This is a genomic window from Alkalihalobacterium elongatum (genome assembly GCF_019024285.1).
GTDB lineage: Bacteria > Bacillota > Bacilli > Bacillales > Bacillaceae_F > Alkalihalobacterium > Alkalihalobacterium elongatum.
Genome location: NZ_WMKZ01000002.1, coordinates 230017 through 247970, shown reverse-complemented (window position 1 = coordinate 247970; position 17954 = coordinate 230017). Strand labels below are relative to the sequence as shown.

Here is a 17954-nt window from a genome sequence, read left to right as displayed (position 1 = left end):
TCTTTTGTCCTCTTTTCGAACTCAAGTTAAGGATGTGATCAAATGCTTCAATATGAAACGAAAATAGATGCTAAACAACTTAAAGGAAAAGATTTTTTGACATTACTTGATTTTAGTTCGGACGAAATCTTCTACTTACTAGAATTGGCAAGCAAGATGAAGAAAGAACAAAAAGACGGGAAAATTTCGAATGTCCTTCAAGGAAGATCTTTAGGAATGATCTTTGAAAATGCGTCGACAAGAACCCGTGTCTCATTTGAAGTGGGCATGACACAATTAGGGGGACATGCATTATTCTTAAGCCCTCGTGATCTCCAAATTGGAAGAGGAGAGCCTATTTCTGATACAGCACAAGTATTATCTCGTTATGTAGATGCAATCATGGTTCGTACGAATAGCCATGAAAAAGTAGAGGAACTTGCAAAATATTCAACGGTACCAGTTATAAATGCACTTACTGATTTTTACCATCCCTGCCAAGCTTTAGCGGACCTATTGACTATTTATGAACATAAAGGAAGTTTTCAAGGTAATAAGCTTGTATATGTTGGCGATGGAAATAATGTTGCTCATTCTTTAGTTATAGCTGCTGCAAAAGTAGGTATGGATATTGCTGTTGCAACACCAGTCGGTTACGAAATGAATAGTGATATTATTGAAAAAGCACAGGAAGTTGCCAAAACTACTGGTGCAACGATACTTATTACAAACGATCCGATCGAAGCAGTATCGGATGCTGATATCATCTATACTGACGTATGGGCAAGCATGGGGTTTGAATCTGAACAAAAAGAGCGTGAAGAGGCATTTGGACCATTTCAAGTTAATCATTCATTAGTAAGTTATGCAAAGAGCGATTATATATTCTTACATTGTCTGCCTGCACACCGAGGGGAAGAAGTAACTGCAGAAATAATTGATGATAGTAAGCATTCCGTCATTTATGATGAAGCAGAGAATCGCCTCCATGTTCAAAAAGCAATACTGGCATCAGTAATTAAGTAATATTCATTAAATTTTATAAAAAGCGTGCTGGGTATGTAGAGCCCAACACGCTTTTTAATATTTCAGATATGTTGATATGGACTGCTTTAAACTCATTTAAATGGCGCTAAAATTCCGACTTTAAGCCTTTAAGGAAAAAGTTGCTAAGTGGGAGATATGCACCAGTAACAACCCATCGTTCACCTAGTTCACAGTGGAGGATGAAGCAAAAAACCACTTAAAGTAGTTTCGTTTTCTAGACGATACGTAAAAAAACTGCAAGTGGTTATATTAATAAATGTACATTGAAAAGGGGTGAAATTTATGGGACAAAACCACCAATTTGTACCAGGTCAAAAGGTTCCGAACAACGGAATTTATGTTGAAATAGGTGAGACAGGCAGTATGGTACAAAATCCAAAATCAATCAAATTAAAGGCTGGAGATACGTTCCCACAAGCATCAAATCAAAATAGAAAATGGATGCCTAAACGTAAGCCATAAATGAAAAGCAAGGGTGACTCAATCAATAGCTTGTATCCAAAAGGTACAGATTGAGTCACCCTATTACAATAAAGCTTATGGGTGTCATAATAATTAAAGGGCATTTTCTTAAAGATTATACATAAGAATAATAAGAAATAGGGACATATGTTGGAGGTTCTTATGGAAAATTTAAAAGCTGAATTAGATGCATTATTAGAGCAAACTGAAAGTAATTTAACTGAAATAGGAAGAAACAGATTGCAATCTCTTTTGGAAGAGTTAACGAGTGATGAAAAGTAGCCTCATAACCAATCTTACTGTCTGTTATTGCATTTCTCGAATGATTGCATAAATTAATTAGAGACGGTTCGAGAAATTTATCATGAGGATGAGGAAAAATGAGCGTAAGCGAACGGTTTTTTTGTATTCATGAACAGTGGAATGTTGTCCATTTACCAGAAAAACCGAATGGATTTGCAATCCTTTTAATTGGTGATACTGATCACTTTGTAAATGAGAAGACATCGTTGTGGCTGCAACATCCAGAACGTTTAAAGTTTATAAACACACTTCGGCACGAAGGCTATACAGTATTCACTTCTAATTTTTTTGGACGGCATTGGGGAAGTAATATGGCTTGCGAGTTGGCTGAAAGTCTCTACAATTTTATCTTGAAGCATGAAATATTAAATCGTCATATTCATATTATTGCTGAAGGGATGGGCGCACTTTTAGCCTTAAAACTCTTTGAAAGAATGAAGCAAAATATTCGCTCGACGATTATGATTAACCCCTGTCTGCATTTATACCGCTATTATAAAAAGGAACGAAAAAATCGTTTGTTTTATAAGCGGTTGCTTTCAGAGTTATCTACAGCTCATAATGTAGAGAAGGAAGAAGTGGAAGAAAAAATTTTAAAGAAAAATAATTTATGGAAATATCACAATCGTATCCCTATGTATATTTTTCATGAAACAAGCTATAGAAAATATAGGTTTGAAGAACACAGTAAGCGATATGAAAAATATCGTTTAGAAGAGAATAGTCCTATCACTTTAACGCTATTCTTACCTGGAAAATCAATTTCATATTTTAGTAAGCCGATATTTTCATTCTTACGTCAATATGAAAAAAAATTATCAAGTCCTCTCTAAATGGAAATCATTAGGGAGGATTTGTTAAAGATGGAGGGAAAGTATGAAAAAAATCATTGTTACAGGAGCCTTGGGTTTTATTGGTTATCACTTGTGTTCGAAATTAATTGAAGCAGGTCATGAAGTAATTGGTATAGATTCAAAGATCAACAATGATCAACAACGTCAAGCAGAAGAGAGATTACTTCATATTGGAAGAAACTCTTTATTTTCACTCATCGAACAACCAATTGAGAAAGTTGATTTTACAGCAATTTTAGAAAAAGATACTGTTATTTATCATCTAGCTGCATCGACTCAAACGGATAATCAATGGAATCGCATACGAGAAACAATACACCATAATGTAAAAGCAACAGAACATTTAATAAATGCTATTGCAGGTACAGATAAAGGAAGACTGGTTTATAGTTCAACAATTCAAGTGTACGGAGAAAGAACAGGTACAATAACAGAAAAGACTCCATCTAATCCGATAAACCCATACGGATTAACAAAAATGGCTGGAGAATCCCTATTAATTCAAAAAAGTAAAAAAAGTGATTTAGATGTAGTCATTGTGAGATTACCAACAGTGTATGGACCGTCCCAACGAGAGGATATGGCATACCACCAATTATTAAAATCTAAGATTTTAAATAAACCTTTCCCTGAAATCGTTGACCGTTCAACATATGATATACTATTTATTGATGACGTTGTTCACGGATTACAATTAGCGGGATCTACTAAAAATGTAAATGAAATATATAACTTAGCCTCTGGAAAGAAACGACAATGGTATAAAGGTAAAGAGCTAATTACAGGAAGCAAAGATCCAGGGTGGAAGAATGTACGTGAGGAAGTACTTATTTCCAATGAAAAGGTTAAAGAAAAACTGGGGTTTGTTGAACAAACAACTATTGAAGAAGGAATTAAAAAACAAGAGGAATATTTAAAGAAAGTAGTGGATCTGCGAATATAACTAAGGTTTTTGGATGATTTGGTCCATTCGGTCGCTTTCCTTCTATTAAAATATTAGGTAAAATTAATACTAGTAAAATTAATGGAGGAAACTATTGAACACAAAAACGGTTATAATTGGGTTTTTACTCTTTTCGATTTCTACAATTGTAAGTTTTATAGTCATTGATAGTATCACTGCGATAAATGACGGGATTGTAGTAATTATTGCTTTAGTTATTGGATTTTTAATAGAATATTTGTATCGTAAGAAAGCGATCTAGAAAGGATGACAGCAGGTCAAACAACATCTATTCGACTAGTTGTTTGACTTAGGTGACTACTATATGAGAAAAGTGTCTTTTTGTTTATTTTTAATATTAGCATTGGTTTTAAGTGGTTGTACAAGCAATCCATCTTCTTCAAATTTAAATAAAGTTGGTTTATTGTTAGAAGATACGATTGATGATAAAGGTTGGAACTTTAAAGGGTACCAAGGGTTATTAAAGATTCAATCAGACCTAAATGTAGACGTTTATTTTAAAGAAGAGATTGATACACTACAGAAGGTTAAGAGTGCAGTCAGCGAGTTCCACGAAAATGATGTGAACTTAATTTTTGGCCACGGTCGAGTATTTGCAGAATACTTTAATGAGGTTAGTACTCAATACCCTGATATTCATTTCGTAAGTTTTAACGGTAAGGTAAATGGAAAAAATGTAACTAGTTTGCATTTTAATAGTCATGCTATGGGCTTTTTTGCTGGAATGGTTGCTGCTAAAATGTCCGATTCAAATAATATAGGTATTATTGCCGCCTTCTCATGGCAGCCAGAGATTGAAGGGTTTATTAAAGGTGCTGAATATCATAATAGTGACATTAATGTTACTATTGAGTTTGTCAAAGATTGGGCAGATGTCGAGAGGGCCCTACAAATATTAGAGAATATGAATAAAGACGGGGTAGACGTATATTATCCAGCAGGTGACGGTTTTCATATCCCTATCATTGAAGAAATAAAGAAAAATGGACATTTTGCAATTGGTTTTGTTAGTGATCAATCTGACTTAGGTGACTCAACTGTTTTGACAAGTACGGTTCAACATGTTGATAATCTTTATCAGGTTGTTGCACAACGTTATAACAGTGGTCAATTAGAAAGTGGAAACCTATACTATGATTTTGGCGATGGAGTTATAACGTTAGGTGAATTTAGTTCTATCGTTCCCGAAGAATTTCAAGCAGAAGTTCTTGCAGCGATCGATAACTATATAAATACAGGTAAATTACCAACAGAAGAATAATATATGAGGTGAATAAGATGAATGTAAATCCAGAACTACAAATGAAATTCATGCAAATAGCGATGAAATATATGCCTGAAGGGAAGGCAATTCTAGATGAAAAAGGTATTGAACTAAATATGGATGATTTACAACCAATGGTTAATATGCTTGTTAAGGTAATGAATGAAGCGTATGAATTAGGAAAACAAGAAAGAGAATAAATAAAAATTTGAATTGTTTAGACATGCTCATAAGAAAGGGCGAGTACATAGGATAAGTAGTGAAAACATGAAGAAGGAGTTTTGCCTAATGAACTACTATCCGATGTATAGAGATGGTGGAGGATATGGACATCATCATCGTCAATTTCCAGTACTGCCATTTTTAGCTGGCTTAGCAGTAAGTCCTTTCTTATTTGGTGGATTCGGTGCTGGTGGTGCTTTCGGTGGTCCACAGTATGGCCCAGGCTTTGGTCCACAATACGGTCCACAATTTGGCCCAAGTTATGGTCCACAATTTGGTCCTGGTTTCGGTCCACAATTCGGCCCTGGCCCTTACCATGGCGGGGGTATTTGGTAATAAATAGTATATAGCACTATAAGTGACTGACTCATAAAAAAGTTCTACGCACCTAAGACGACGAAAAGACGCTGTGGTGCGTAGACACTTTTGAGTCAGTTTTTATTTTTTGTTGGTGAAAAAAGATTGTAGATTTGAAAGCATCGGTGAGAGTTTTGAGAGGTATGGTCCAACTACTTGGGCGATTTGAATAATGTGCTCTAGTTGACTCGTTTCTTGATTTGAGAATTGCTCATTGTTCGGATCGGTTTGACTAGACGCTTCTGTAGCCTGATTACTCTGGTCAATTTCCTGTTCATTTCTCGGCATTGGCCTCGGTGGACCGAACATTAACTGATCAAAAAAATCGCCTTGTGATTCTGGTGACTTGTTCTCATCATTCATAGTAAAGTTCCTCCTTGCTTTAAAAATAAAAATATACATTTTCTATTTTTGGATTGCCCCTTATAGTAATAGATATGCTAGTACATAATGATTAGTGTTTAGTTAATACGCCCATTTCCATTCGATATGACAGAATATAGACAATACGGAACTTTTAAGATAAAATTAGTACTAGGTCATAATAATTGATAGTAAATATGTATGGATATAAGTTTGTTATTGTTAAGGGGGAAGGAATATGGGAAAAGAAATAAATGCTGGTATACTTGGTATGGGAAGTTTTGTAGGGGATCGTATTATTGCCAATGCTGAATTTGAAAAAGTACTTGATACGACTGATGAATGGATCAAAACAAGGACCGGAATTGAGGAAAGAAGATTTGCTTCTGAAGAAATAAATACTTCTCATATGGCATATGCAGCAGCCAAAGAAGCAATTGAAAATTCAGGTGTAGCTCCAGAGGAAATTGATTTAATTTTAGTTGCAACAGTTACCCCAGATATGCCATTTCCTTCTGTTTCGGCAATGATTCAAGATCAATTAGGTGCAAAAAATGCAGCGGCGATGGATATAAGTGCTGCTTGTGCTGGATTTATATATGGACTAGTTACAGCACAACAATTTATTAAAACAGAAGCGTACAAGCATATACTCGTAGTTGGGGTAGAGAAGTTATCAAAGGTCACTGATATGTCAGATCGGAACACAGCTGTTCTATTCGGTGATGGGGCAGGAGCAGCAGTTTTAGGACCTGTTTCAGAAGGGAGAGGTATTCTATCATTTGAACTTGGTGCCGACGGTAGTGGAGCAATGCACATCCATCAGAAGGAATTCATTCATATGAATGGACGTGAGGTTTTTAAGTTTGCTGTACGTCAAATGGGTGAATCCTCATTAAGAGTATTGGATAAGGCGGGGTTAACTAAAGAAGATGTTGACTTCTTAGTACCACATCAGGCAAATATTCGTATTATGGAAGCTTCAAGAGAACGGCTGGAACTACCAATTGAAAAAATGTCTGTAACAGTAAATAAGTATGGTAATACATCGTCATCTTCCATTCCAATTGCACTAGTTGAAGAATTAAAGGCAGGCAAAATTAAAGACGATAATTTAGTAGTCCTAGTTGGTTTTGGTGCGGGTCTCGTTTGGGGCGCAGTTGCCATTCGTTGGGGGAGATAATCTTTCAGATTTTGACTAAACGTAGTTAATGACGTTATAAAGGAGAGAGAGAGTAATATGAAAAGACGAGTAGTGATAACAGGATTAGGAACAGTTTCACCAATTGGTTGTGATGTTACGACTATGTGGAATAATGCTATATCAGGTGTGTCTGGTGTTGGACCTTTAACACGAGTGGATGCATCAAAATTCCCAATGAAAGTTGCTGCTGAAGTATCTGATTTTGATCCAACACAATTCATGGATAAAAAAGAAGCGCGTAAAATGGATCGTTTTACTCAATTTGCTGTTGCAGCGTCATTAATGGCTCTTGAGGATGCTGATTTAAAGATTACTGATGAAATTGCACCGCGAGTAGGAGTGTGGATTGGGTCAGGAATCGGTGGAATGGAAACCTACGAGCAACAATTCCGTACTTTTGAAGAAAAAGGTTACCGACGCGTTAGTCCATTTTTTGTTCCGATGATGATTCCAGATATGGCTTCTGGTCAAGTTTCGATTGTTACTGGTGCAAAAGGGATTAACTCATGTACAGTAACAGCTTGTGCTTCGGGTACAAATTCAATTGGAGATGCGTTTAAGGTAATCCAACGTGGAGATGCTGACTTCATGATCACTGGTGGTGCAGAAGCACCAATTACCGATATGGCTGTTGCAGGATTTAGTTCGGCAAAAGCCATTTCAACGAGTGAAGATCCAAAAACTGCCTCTAGACCATTTGATTTAAACCGTGATGGATTCGTTATGGGTGAAGGAGCTGGAATTCTAATTCTAGAATCACTTGAATCAGCTCAACAGCGTGGGGCAAAAATCTATGCTGAAATCGTTGGTTATGGGGCAACAGGTGATGCTTACCATGTAACAGCACCAGCACCAGAAGGTGAAGGCGGAGTAAGAGCGATGCGTCAAGCAATTGAAGACGCAGGACTACAGCCAGAAGACTTTGACTATATGAACGCACATGGTACAAGTACACCTTATAACGATAAATTTGAAACGATGGCCGTAAAAACTGTATTTGGAGACCATGCAAAAGATTTAGCAATTAGTTCAACTAAATCAATGACTGGTCATTTATTAGGGGCAGCAGGAGCTGTAGAGGCTATTCTTACTGCAAAAACGATTGCGGAAGGAATTATTCCCCCAACAATTAACTATGAAACACCAGATCCAGAGTGCGATTTAGATTATGTTCCAAATGAAGCCAGAAAAAGAGAAGTTAGAGCAGCAATTAGTAATTCTTTAGGCTTCGGTGGACATAATGCGTGTATCGTTCTAAAAAAATACGCTGAATAACATACATTTACAATGGTGCCAGGCCCCTTTAGTTCACTAAAGGTGCCTGGCACCATTTTTATCTTTACATCAATCGTTTTTGAACTCGAAAAATTCAAGTAATGCTTGTTTATTTTTTTCAATATCTAACTCTAGGACTAGTCCAGCATGGGGGTAACGTTTATCTGTGAAACTTTGTTCGATTGGAATCGTTAAGGTTTCAATATCACCTATAGGTTTAAGAAAAAAATCAGTACCAAGGCTTAACACTTTTCTTGTACTCATATTTGTATCTATATATGGCTCAATTGAACCGATTAATTGAGGAATTTTCGTTACCCCGCGGATTGTAACCATTTCATCTTTCAAGGTTGACAGTACCTCTTGTTGCCTCCGAACTCTACCGAAGTCATTTTCATGGTCATCCCTAAATCGGACATACTTCAATGCTTCTTTTCCCTTTACAATCTGCTTACCAGGTTCAAAGTTTATTTTCATTGATGATTTATACATTGGATGCTCGACATTTATCTCGATGCCCTCTGGTGCAATTGTATCAACAACTCGCTCAAACCCTTCAAAATTGACCATAGCATAATAATGGAGGTCAATATCGAAGTTTTCCTTTATTGTCCTTCGTAATAGTTCTGGACCACCAAGAAAGAATGAAGCATTAATTTTATTGCTTTGATGATCTGGTATCGATACATAGATATCACGCATGATTGACGCTAATTTTGCCGTTCCTGTATTTGGATTATATTGTCCGATCATTATAGTGTCTGTCCGAGATCTGTCGCCTTCAGGCTTGTCTACACCAATTAAAAGAATATGAATGGGCTCATTCTTCTTTTGTTGTTCGGCTTGAAAGAAGATCGGTTCACGTTCATTCTGATCATCAATAAATGATGATTCCCCAAGGTTTTCTAAAGAATTTTTTCGAGCAGTTTCATAGCCGATTTTCCCATAAGCAAAAAAGCCTATAACTAATAGGAGAGATAGGGAAGTTATTAGCGCCAATCTCTTTCTCCATTTATTATGTTTATGCCTTTTTCGGTTGTTCACACGTGAACTCATAAAATCGAGAAACCTCCTTTCCAATGATAGGCGTGAAGCATTCTTCACATAGGTTTGTAACTACTGACTGTCGAGTATTGAATGAAAAGTGAAATTATAATAACAATTGAGTAAAAACGAAATAATAGAACTAATTTCAAATAAATTGACGATCCGTTCTTTGTTAAGTTAAGTTATAAGTCCGTAGTAATGTTAGTATTTGTCGATATTGGCTATGTATTAAAAATTTTTTTAGTGAGTCGTTGGAGGATTTATGAATATTACTAAAATGTATGAACAGAAGCGGAAGACATCTAGTAATGAAGCTGTAGCTATTATTAAGCCCAAAACTGATATAATCGTACCATTAGCTGTTGGTGAACCACCTGGGCTGTTAGATGCACTACCAAAAGCAAATCACCTTGAAGGAAACCGTCTTTATCAAATGCTTTCCTTAAGACCAGTGTTGAATTTAGATAAAAGTAAAGTAAAGGTTATTTCCATGTTTTTAAATAAAGATGAACGAAGAGCCTTTTACGATCATGAAATTGATTTATTGCCAAATCATTTTTCGGATTTACCATATATCTTAAATGAGATAACAACAAATCGTGTATTGATGGTGACAGTATCACCAATGGATGAAAATGGATATTTTTCACTCGGGACAAATTGCGATTACATTCCATTTTTAATTAATGAAAATGTAACAATTATCGTTGAAGTTAATGAACAAATGCCAAGGACATTTGGTAAAAACCAAATTCATATCAGCCAGGTTGATGCTATTAACGAGAACAACCAGGCACTACCAGAAACTCCAATAATCCCCTTGAGGGAAGAAGATAAAATTATTGGGAACTCCATTGCAGAGCTAATAAAAAATGGAGACACGTTACAAATTGGTTTTGGTGCAATTCCAAATGCTATCATGAATGATTTAAAATCGTATCAAGATTTAACGATTTTTACAGAAATGATTCCAGATCAAGTTGTAGACCTTTTTGAAAGTGGTGCGGTATCAAACCGCTCTAATCCATTAGCTCCTGGTAAGATGACAGCAACCTTTGCGTACGGTACCAAACGTCTATACGATTTCATGCATGAAAATAGTGATGTGTTTATGCTACCAGTTGATGAAACAAATGATGTACGTCATATTGCAAGTATCGACCGAATGGTAACAATAAATGCAACAGTAGAGGTAGATTTCCTTGGTCAATGTAATTCTGAAACGATTGGTGGGCGCTATTACTCATCGACAGGTGGTCAAGGGGATTTCGGAATTGGAGCTAGAATGGCAAAAGAAGGGCGAGGAGTCATTTGTTTACACTCTACAGCTAAAAATGGCGAGATTTCTAAAATTGTTCCAACATTACCAAGTGGTGCTGTCGTAACGACTTCAAAAAATGATGTTGATTATGTGGTAACAGAATACGGAGTGGCTAAGCTTCGAGGAAAAACGATCCGAGAGCGAACACAAAATTTAATTAATATCGCGCACCCAAAATTTAGAGAAGAATTAACGTTTGCAGCGAAAAAAATGGGCTTTTTCATATAGTAGAATATTGTGTTACATTTTACATTTTTACATCCGTTGTTAGAAAATAATAAGAATGGAAGCTGACAGTAGTCAGCTTCTTTTTGATTGGAGTTTTTTTACGATTACTCTAGACCAAAGTAAATAGACGATTAAAGGAAGAGGAGCATGGATCAGGCCCCAGATGCCCCAAAACCAGCGTTGATGACCACGCTTTCTTGCATCGATAAATAGCCAGGTACTCTGAATAATGAGTAAAGTAGCGATGAGGAGCCAATGGTAAATGGTTAAATCTTGTAACTCATTCATTTTGAAAACCCTTCCTCACCGATAATGTTTTTTCAATCGATATAAAAAGTAGCCAAATAAACAAGAAATGATTGCCAGCTGTCCAACGAACGTAATGAAAAAGAAATTTACATAGCTCCATAAAACTAGGGTGATAACAAATATTGCGATAGCCCAAAATATGATCAGCTCTTGATATAGTTTCTTCTTTTGTTCGGTCTGAACTGTTTCAACAAGCTGCTCAAGTTCACATAAAGAAGGGGGAGTAACTTTAATATTTTGTTCAAGCTCTAATAATGAACCATGTAAATCTTTTTTTAATTTATTTAATTCTTTTTCGTGATTATTTCGATGATTCATCTTTACCCAACTCCTTCCTTAGTTGTTGAATAGCTGTATGAACTCTGGATTTAACTGTACCTTCAGGGATGTTTAGAAAACGTCCAATTTCATCATAAGAATAACCGTAATAATGTTTTAAAATGAGCGGCAGCCGAAACTCTTCAGACAATTGATAAAGCTGTTCTATAGTATCTGTCCAATTTGTATCTGGTTGGCTAGAAGCCTTCTTCATTAATTCACCATATTGTTGTTCTTTTAACCATCTATTTTCTGTCTTTTTCTTTCTGAGAAAATCGATATATAGATTGGTTCCAATCTGAATTAACCAAGTCGAAAATTTGGCTTTCCCATTATATTGATGAATTCTTTCAATACATCTAATCATTGTTTCTTGAGTAAGGTCTTCAGCAAGTGAAGGCTGCAATGTTGCTTTAATCAAATAATGCTTTAAAAATGCATAATGTTGCTGAAGAAGCATGGCCATGGCCTTTTTATTTCCATTCTTAGCTTCCTTAATTAATAGGTCTTCTTTCATGAAGATACTCCTTTAGTAAATTCGCAAAGAGATATCAGATGGCTTTGTTAATATTACGATTAACAGGTAAAAATCGTTCATTTGAATTTTTCTATTAACCAGGTAAATGCTTCAGCCTCATTATTTACTTTCTCGTTTAATATTGCTATCTCAAGGTCTAATAAAACATTTGAGAATAAGGGACCTGGCTTAAGGCCATAGTTTTTTAAATCTTCGCCAGTTAGATATGTTGGAAGGTAACTTCTTTTTTCTAAATAGTTCATAACGGATTGCTGGCACGAAAGCTCTTCGTCGACAATATAGAATATAATCGCCTCAACTGAATATGGTTTTAATAAACGGTGTAAATTACCAATATCCTCTGTATCTTCTTGCCAATTCACATGAGACTTTAGATCAAAAATTTCTTTTATAAATTTTCTATCCTTTTTTGTTAAAGCAAATGGTTTAGCAGTTTCAAATGCATCTTCATAGTAAAATGGGATTAATAAATACATAAACCAACTAGGCTTCTTGTTTAACAACGTTTTCAATCGATTGTTCATGTAAAACTGTTCAAGCCGCTTTGCATGGGTGACGCTCGGTATAGTTTGGGTTTCTTGTATGCCAAACTGTTGCCAAAACTGTAGATCAAATAGACGATTAATTCCTTCAGAAGGATGTTCTTCATTAAACAGCTTTTCTAACTCGTGGATAATCCGTGTAGCTGATAAAGCTTTCATTTTATCAATTGATATTAGAGCTAATTCCTTAGTATGATCATCCATTAAAAATTGAAAACGTGTCTCAAAGCGAACGGCTCGCAATATTCGGGTTGGATCTTCGATGAAACTCAAGTTGTGTAAAATTTTTATGGTTTTTTCTTCAAGGTGTGTCTTACCTTGAAACGGATCAACGAGTTGACCAAATTTCATTTGATTTAGACAGATTGCCATAGCATTAATCGTAAAGTCACGACGATATAAATCTTCCTTTAACGTTGAATGTTCTACGTCAGGTAAGGCGGCTGGATGGTCATAATATTCTAGTCTAGAAGAGGTAATATCAATCTTTAGCCCTGTTGGATGAGTCCAAGTTGCAGTACCGAAATCTTCGTGAGTTTTGACTTCACCACCATAATCTTCTACCAAAAGTTTGGAAAAATGAATCCCGTCTCCTTCTACGACAATATCAATATCATCATTTTCCCGACCTAACATAATATCACGAACGATTCCACCGATTAAGTAAACAGAAGTTTGAGCATTTGTACCTGTAGTTCCAATGTCTTTTAATAAATGAAAAACCTCCCCTGACAGTTGATTTTTCATTTGGGCTCGTAGATTATTTTGTAACTCATTTAGCGCTGATTTCTGTAAGTCTTCTTTCAACGCTTGATTATGTAAGATTTCAATAACGTTTGTACGTGATAAAATCCCAACAAGCTTTCCTTGGTCAACTACTGGCAGACGGCCAATATCATGTTTGATCATAATGGTTTGTATTTCTTCTAATGATGTATCTGGATCAATTGAGACGACTTTGGAACTCATATATGCTTTAACAGGCGCATGACCTAGACCATGGTGTGTTGCCTTATCTAGGTCACGGCGTGAAATAATTCCAATGAGTTCTTCTTCATTTACAATCGGAAAACCAGTATGACCGTAGCGATACATTAGGTTAGCTGCTTCTTCAATGGTCATCTCTGGTGGAATTGATTTAACAGGACTTGCCATAATTATTCGAGCAGTAATCGCAGGTTTAATTATTTGCTTAATTGTACTAGTTACTTGTGCAACAACCTGTTCTAAATTTACTTTTTTTAGCGTGGCAGACGCAGCTTTTTCATGACCACCACCGCCGAACTCGTTCATTAGTGGAAGAAAATTAATTCGGTCAGAGCTCGCTCTTCCGACAATATAAACACGTTTTTGCATTTCTACTATTGTCAGAACAGCATCTGCACCTGTCGTTTCTAATAGTTTTCTTGTTAAGGTTGATAAACCACCTTGAAATTTTTTCTGTTGATAAGAACTAACAATGATACTTAAACCGTCTAGTTCAAATTCAGTTGACTGGAGAAGGAGGTGGTTAAATATCTCTTGCTGTTGTTGAAATAACATTTGATCAGAAAAGCGTTGAATGATTTCTAAATTCATTCCGTTTTCCATTAAAAAACTAGCCGCTTGTAGGTCGCGAGAAGTCGTGTTGGAATAAGTAAATGAACCGGTATCTGTGTAAATACCCAATCCAAAAACTGTCGCTTCAAAAGAAGAAATCGGCAGTGAACGCTTCCTTATTTCTTCAATTAATATCGTTACCGTAGCACCAACAAATTCAATGGTACCACTCTGACTTTTCACATCATCTTCTTGAGGTGGGTGATGATCATAAACGGTTACTTTTACCGTATTGGTGTTAAGTTCTTTTGCGTAATTGCCTGTTCTTTCAAGAGAGGCAACATCGACTAATATAAGCTCTGTAACGTTAGACCAATCGATGGTGTGATCTTGAATTAAATCGATACTATCTCGATAAATCGCTAAAAATTGTTTAACAGCAGCATTTTGTTTATCGGAAACGACTAGTTTTGCGTTAGGATAAAGTTTCTTAGCAGCTAACATTGAAGCTAGTGCATCAAAGTCTGTATTTACATGCGAAATGATAATTTGCAATTTGTAAATCCTCCCCGAAATAGTAAATCTGTAATTGTTAATACTTTTTAAGTTTCTTCTTCGATAATAAGACCTTTATATTCAAAAGGTGTTGCTTCGTATGGATTAGCAGTTTGATTTTTTATACGAATTTTCGTTAACGATTTATAGCTCTCAATGATTAATTGTCTAAACTTAATGAGTAATTCCTCAAAATCGGTCTCATCACTTTGAATAAACTTAATAAATTTTCTAGGTAAAAAGAATAAGAAACCTTGAGGATCTTCTGTTATACCTAATTGTTCCATTTCAGATTGAAATGGTTGTAAGGTTTGTCTTACGTTCCTCACGTGCTGACCGCTAACCGTTTGATCATAAGAATATAACGCTTTGAGAGTCTGATTATATTTTGAAATAAGGTTGTCCGTTTGTTTAATTAACTTTTGTTCATGAATATCTAAATCCTGTATTGCCCTAAGTAATACCTTTTCTTGATGATAAAAAGTTTTAAATTCCTTCTTTAGGTCATTAAGCTTTTCATAGTAATGATCGTAGGAGTTTAAATAATTTTCTGATGGTTGTTCAGTGTTATTTTTCCCTTTTTCAACTGGAGCTAACGGTTCTATTTTATTAACATTTTGTGCGTTCATACGGTTTACATAGTTGGCACGAATTCGATTCGTACGCAAAGAAGAAACTCTCGTAATTCGGTTCATAATCTTTCCCCCTCTATTTATTTTATCGAAATAATGGGAGTAGCGTTGAAGAAAAACAGAAAAATATGAGAAAATTTAAGAGGCTGCCAAAGACAGCCCCTTAAATTTGTTGCTCTGATAACTGAAAGCGATCATTCCATTTTGCTGCGAATTGGATAAGTATAACGTTTAAGATTAGTAATACGAAGCCAATTATAATTAAAACAGCATTACTTAGAAAGAGTAAGCCAGTTAATTGACTGACGACTAATACTACAATGGGAAGAACGATGATACTGCCTAGTTGATAAGCTTCTTGATAGCCTTTTACTTTAGCTGAAATAATGACATTGAAAAGGATAACCAATATACTAAGTAACGGTGTAATCCAAACAATAAGGATAATCCATTCCCAGGTTGGGAAAATTATTTTTTCAAACATAGGATAAGCAACGAGGTTCGTCACAATCCCATATAAGATGGCTGTAATAAATGTAATTAAAACTGCAGGTATAAAGGCCGATAATATTTTTCCAATAAAAATAGTTTTCATAGAAATAGGTGCAAATAGTAAACTTTCTAAAGTTTTTCGTTCCTTTTCTCCGACAAAGCTATTAGCAGATATTACACTTGAAGCCATTGCAGGAATAATCATGAAAAAGGGTGTAAATCCATAAAGCATAAAAAAATAAATGAGTTGATGGTTAAGGGAAGGTAACTCTCCTAGGACTTCTTTTAATGTTCCTTCAGGAAGATCTTGTATAACGTTAACGATGGTATCTGTGTTTCCAATGGCTGCTAAATCAAAAAATCTTGCAGAAATTAATAAGGCACTAGGAAGGACAACGCCTAGAATGATCGGGACAATGAGCATCGGTAACCAAATTTGAATGTTGGAAGAAATAGCTTTCATATCCTTGGTGGCAATCGACCACATAGCTTTTTTATTCATTTCGATGTCTCCTTCTAATCTTAAAGTAGAATGCTTCTAAGTTATTATTTAGAATTTCAGCAGAGTACAGTTTACCTTGAGCCGTAATTTCTTTTAACACTTGAGAAACCGTTTCTAGGTCAGGGAGAGTAAGCCTAACTCCATCAACTTCTTCTGTAACAGAAAACTGTTTTTCAATTAACAAACTAAGAGGAAAATCACCCTTAATCTTGATTTCAACCTCGTCTAAATATTTTTGTTCTAGCTCATGTCTTGTACCTTCCTCAATCTTCTTGCCCTCTTCAATAAAAATATAGTGATCACATACTGTTTCAAGCTGTTCTAAAACGTGAGAACAAATAACGATTGTTGTTTGCTCCTGATGATTTAGTTGCTTTAAATAAGATAAAACGAGACGAATACCATCAGGGTCCAACCCGTTTGTGGGTTCATCTAAAAACAGTATTTTCGGACGATGAAGTAAAACTTTAGCTAAACCGAGTCGCTTTTTCATTCCTGTACTGTAGGTTGCAACTTTACGATCGATAAAAGGGCTTAAATGAAACAATTCAATTAATTCCTCAATTCTGCTATGCTCTATTTGTGGATATAGAGAAGCGAAAAATTGTAAGTTATCAAGCCCTGTCATGTCCTCATATAATCCAGCGTTTTCTGTCATGGTTCCACAAAAGGAACGGATGTCATCTCCACAATCGTTCGGACTTAATCCGTCAATTTGTAAAACTCCACCACTAGTCCCGATTATCCCGTTCATCAAACGAATAAGTGTTGTTTTTCCAGAACCATTCGGGCCAATTAAACCGACAATTTGACCCTTTTCTATAGCAAAACTAATCCCTTGGATAACATTGTGATCTCCGAATGACTTTTTTAATTGTTCTACTAAAATCATAGCTACTCACCACCAATTTCTTATTTTACTGTTATGACGATTATCAATCTTAAAACGTTCATTTAAATTACATGCAGTTTTCGTAAGTTTTAGAAAAGAGCCAAATTTAAAAAGCAACCATTTATAATACATGTTAGTTGTAACTTTGATACGTATAATCACGTCAGATTAATTAGAACAAGGGAGTAGGAGGAGTTAGGATGAAAAGGTTATCGATTGTATTTTTATTTTTTATCTTCATCTTCGTTGGGTGCGGACAAATGCAAGAGACCGAGTTATCAGCGATGACTGGGTTAATTGTGGCAAAGGAAGAAAGTGCGATACTCGTTATTGAAAATGTGACAGAGCAGCAACTAGAACAGCTAGAACTAGACGAATTTCTTAATCTTGGATACGGAGCGATCTGGTTTAAAGTTGAAGACGGGCAGGTACTTGCAGACTTAGAGGTTGGCAATAAAGTAATAGTTGAATATGAAATTGTTGCAGAATCATATCCAGGGCAATCAGAAGCGGTTAGTATTACAAAGTTAGACGAATAATAGCAATAAGTGAAATTTTTAAGAAACGTTAATCGCTCGATTTTCGTTTCTTCTTTTTATGAAACGATATTTTAATGTTAATATTTTCTATTGTTATAAACCGTTCTAATCGATTGGGTTCTAAAGAAAGTTTGTTAATTACTTCACAAATTCTACATTCTCTTATGATATAAAAAATATAAGGATTTATATAGACTAGATTTATT

At 35.5% G+C, this 17954-nt stretch carries 21 protein-coding genes; 12 read left to right on the top strand and 9 right to left on the bottom strand.

The genetic code is table 11. The annotated features are described in order from the left end of the window. Window positions 1–42: 42 nt before the first annotated feature. The 8 genes from argF to GKP30_RS05065 all read left to right on the top strand — a co-directional run bounded on the left by argF (window position 43) and on the right by GKP30_RS05065 (window position 5431). The gene (gene argF, locus GKP30_RS05100) at window positions 43–1005 is read left to right on the top strand and encodes an ornithine carbamoyltransferase (protein WP_216828325.1); all 963 of its coding nucleotides are present in this window, start codon (window positions 43–45) and stop codon (window positions 1003–1005) included. Between the two features lie 303 nt (window positions 1006–1308). Further along, entirely contained in the window at window positions 1309–1488 is a 180-nt protein-coding gene (locus GKP30_RS05095) for a YjzC family protein (RefSeq protein ID WP_216828324.1), read from the top strand. Between the two features lie 380 nt (window positions 1489–1868). Next, the gene (locus tag GKP30_RS05090) at window positions 1869–2624 is read left to right on the top strand and encodes an alpha/beta hydrolase (RefSeq protein ID WP_216828323.1); all 756 of its coding nucleotides are present in this window, start codon (window positions 1869–1871) and stop codon (window positions 2622–2624) included. Between the two features lie 43 nt (window positions 2625–2667). Beyond that, complete coding sequence (locus GKP30_RS05085) at window positions 2668–3588, top strand: NAD-dependent epimerase/dehydratase family protein (RefSeq protein WP_216828322.1); 921 nt, start codon at window positions 2668–2670, stop codon at window positions 3586–3588. Window positions 3589–3682: 94 nt separating this feature from the next. Then, window positions 3683–3850, top strand: coding sequence for a hypothetical protein (locus tag GKP30_RS05080; RefSeq protein ID WP_216828321.1), 168 nt, complete (start codon window positions 3683–3685; stop codon window positions 3848–3850). A 63-nt stretch (window positions 3851–3913) separates the two neighbouring features. Next, on the top strand, window positions 3914–4870 hold the full coding sequence (locus GKP30_RS05075) for a BMP family ABC transporter substrate-binding protein (RefSeq protein WP_216828320.1): 957 nt from the start codon (window positions 3914–3916) through the stop codon (window positions 4868–4870). 17 nt (window positions 4871–4887) lie between these two features. After that, the gene (locus tag GKP30_RS05070; RefSeq protein WP_216828319.1) at window positions 4888–5073 is read left to right on the top strand and encodes a ComZ family protein; all 186 of its coding nucleotides are present in this window, start codon (window positions 4888–4890) and stop codon (window positions 5071–5073) included. Between the two features lie 88 nt (window positions 5074–5161). Further along, window positions 5162–5431, top strand: coding sequence for a penicillin-binding protein (locus tag GKP30_RS05065; protein ID WP_236034902.1), 270 nt, complete (start codon window positions 5162–5164; stop codon window positions 5429–5431). A 102-nt stretch (window positions 5432–5533) separates the two neighbouring features. On the opposite strand, the gene GKP30_RS05060 is transcribed toward GKP30_RS05065, so the two are convergent. Next, entirely contained in the window at window positions 5534–5815 is a 282-nt protein-coding gene (locus GKP30_RS05060; RefSeq protein WP_216828318.1) for a hypothetical protein, read from the bottom strand. Between the two features lie 250 nt (window positions 5816–6065). Between GKP30_RS05060 and GKP30_RS05055 the strand changes: the two genes are divergently transcribed. Next, a complete protein-coding gene (locus GKP30_RS05055; RefSeq protein ID WP_216828440.1) occupies window positions 6066–6998 on the top strand; it encodes a beta-ketoacyl-ACP synthase III in 933 nt (310 codons plus the stop codon). A 57-nt stretch (window positions 6999–7055) separates the two neighbouring features. Beyond that, on the top strand, window positions 7056–8294 hold the full coding sequence (gene fabF, locus GKP30_RS05050) for a beta-ketoacyl-ACP synthase II (RefSeq protein ID WP_216828317.1): 1239 nt from the start codon (window positions 7056–7058) through the stop codon (window positions 8292–8294). Window positions 8295–8363: 69 nt separating this feature from the next. Here the strand turns inward: fabF and GKP30_RS05045 are convergent, their stop codons facing one another. Next, window positions 8364–9350, bottom strand: a complete 987-nt coding sequence (locus tag GKP30_RS05045) for an LCP family protein (protein ID WP_216828316.1) — start codon at window positions 9348–9350, stop codon at window positions 8364–8366. Window positions 9351–9603: 253 nt separating this feature from the next. Between GKP30_RS05045 and GKP30_RS05040 the strand changes: the two genes are divergently transcribed. Next, the gene (locus GKP30_RS05040) at window positions 9604–10890 is read left to right on the top strand and encodes an acetyl-CoA hydrolase/transferase family protein (RefSeq protein WP_216828315.1); all 1287 of its coding nucleotides are present in this window, start codon (window positions 9604–9606) and stop codon (window positions 10888–10890) included. 72 nt (window positions 10891–10962) lie between these two features. Here GKP30_RS05040 and GKP30_RS05035 read toward each other — a convergent pair whose 3' ends face one another. From GKP30_RS05035 to GKP30_RS05005, 7 genes are all read right to left on the bottom strand, one after another. Beyond that, window positions 10963–11178 (bottom strand): sigmaY antisigma factor component, encoded by a 216-nt coding sequence (locus GKP30_RS05035; protein WP_216828314.1) that lies wholly within the window; start codon window positions 11176–11178, stop codon window positions 10963–10965. A 15-nt stretch (window positions 11179–11193) separates the two neighbouring features. Continuing rightward, window positions 11194–11517: a YxlC family protein gene (locus GKP30_RS05030; RefSeq protein WP_216828313.1), complete on the bottom strand. Its 324-nt coding sequence runs from the start codon at window positions 11515–11517 to the stop codon at window positions 11194–11196. Continuing rightward, the gene (gene sigY, locus GKP30_RS05025) at window positions 11501–12034 is read right to left on the bottom strand and encodes an RNA polymerase sigma factor SigY (protein WP_216828312.1); all 534 of its coding nucleotides are present in this window, start codon (window positions 12032–12034) and stop codon (window positions 11501–11503) included. Before sigY ends, GKP30_RS05030 begins: the two co-directional genes overlap by 17 nt. 77 nt (window positions 12035–12111) lie before the next feature. After that, window positions 12112–14691, bottom strand: a complete 2580-nt coding sequence (locus tag GKP30_RS05020; protein ID WP_216828311.1) for a CBS domain-containing protein — start codon at window positions 14689–14691, stop codon at window positions 12112–12114. A gap of 47 nt (window positions 14692–14738) precedes the next feature. Further along, the gene (locus GKP30_RS05015; protein WP_216828310.1) at window positions 14739–15386 is read right to left on the bottom strand and encodes a hypothetical protein; all 648 of its coding nucleotides are present in this window, start codon (window positions 15384–15386) and stop codon (window positions 14739–14741) included. A 100-nt stretch (window positions 15387–15486) separates the two neighbouring features. Continuing rightward, window positions 15487–16317: an ABC transporter permease subunit gene (locus tag GKP30_RS05010; RefSeq protein ID WP_216828309.1), complete on the bottom strand. Its 831-nt coding sequence runs from the start codon at window positions 16315–16317 to the stop codon at window positions 15487–15489. Beyond that, window positions 16310–17209 (bottom strand): ABC transporter ATP-binding protein, encoded by a 900-nt coding sequence (locus GKP30_RS05005; RefSeq protein ID WP_216828308.1) that lies wholly within the window; start codon window positions 17207–17209, stop codon window positions 16310–16312. Before GKP30_RS05005 ends, GKP30_RS05010 begins: the two co-directional genes overlap by 8 nt. A 200-nt stretch (window positions 17210–17409) precedes the next feature. Between GKP30_RS05005 and GKP30_RS05000 the strand changes: the two genes are divergently transcribed. Continuing rightward, window positions 17410–17748 carry a DUF3221 domain-containing protein gene (locus GKP30_RS05000; RefSeq protein ID WP_216828307.1) on the top strand — a complete coding sequence of 113 codons (339 nt, stop codon included), beginning with the start codon at window positions 17410–17412 and terminating at the stop codon, window positions 17746–17748. The last annotated feature ends 206 nt before the right edge of the window (window positions 17749–17954 follow it).